General features: G+C 63.6%; 1 protein-coding gene. It reads right to left on the reverse strand.

Annotated features, from left to right (window positions below):
- Window positions 1–26: 26 nt before the first annotated feature.
- A partial coding sequence (locus OC610_RS28180; protein WP_264432939.1) for an HAD-IC family P-type ATPase occupies window positions 27–865 on the reverse strand: 839 nt, incomplete at its 5' end.

Genomic DNA, 865 nt, shown 5'->3' on the forward strand with positions numbered 1-865 from the left:
AGGGCCCTTCCAGTCACCGTCAATCTTTACTTGCGCAACAACCGCAACCCATTGAACACCACCAGCAAGCTCACCCCCATGTCGGCAAACACCGCCATCCACATGGTCGCGAGCCCGGCGAAAGTCACCCCGAGGAAGATCGCCTTGATGACCAGCGCCAGGATGATGTTCTGCTTCAGGATGCTAGACGTCTGCCGCGACAGCCGGATGAACGCCGGGATCTTGCGCAGATCATCATCCATCAAGGCAACGTCGGCGGTTTCGATGGCCGTGTCGGTGCCGGCCGCCGCCATGGCGAAACCGATTTCCGAGCGGGCGAGCGCCGGGGCGTCGTTGATGCCGTCGCCGACCATGCCGACCCGGTGGCCTTGGGCATACAGGTTTTCGATGGCGTGCAGCTTGTCCTCCGGCAGCAGGTCGCCACGGGCCTGATCGATGCCGACCTGCTGGGCGATCGCTTCGGCGGTGTGGGCGTTGTCGCCCGTCAGCATCAACGTCTTGATACCCAGCTCGTGCAATTGCCGGATGGCTTCACGACTGGAATCCTTCACGGTGTCGGCGACGGCAAACAGTGCCAAGGGCTTTGTGCTGTCGAGCAGCAGCACCACGGACTTGCCCTGTTTTTCCAGGGCGAAGAGTTTGTCTTCCAGCTCGGGCGAGCACAGGCCGAGGTCTTCCACGAGGCGGTGATTGCCCAGGTGGTAGGTCTGGCCATCGATGTCTCCACGAACGCCGCGCCCGGCCAGCGCGGCGAAGTTATCCACAGCATGCTGCGCCAGTTGTTTATCCACAGCCGCGTCGGCGATCGCCCGCGATACAGGGTGGTCTGATCGCGCCGCGAGGCTGGCGGCCAGGGCGGCAGCGG

The sequence above is a fragment of the Pseudomonas agronomica genome (genome assembly GCF_025917275.1).
Classification (GTDB): domain Bacteria; phylum Pseudomonadota; class Gammaproteobacteria; order Pseudomonadales; family Pseudomonadaceae; genus Aquipseudomonas; species Aquipseudomonas agronomica.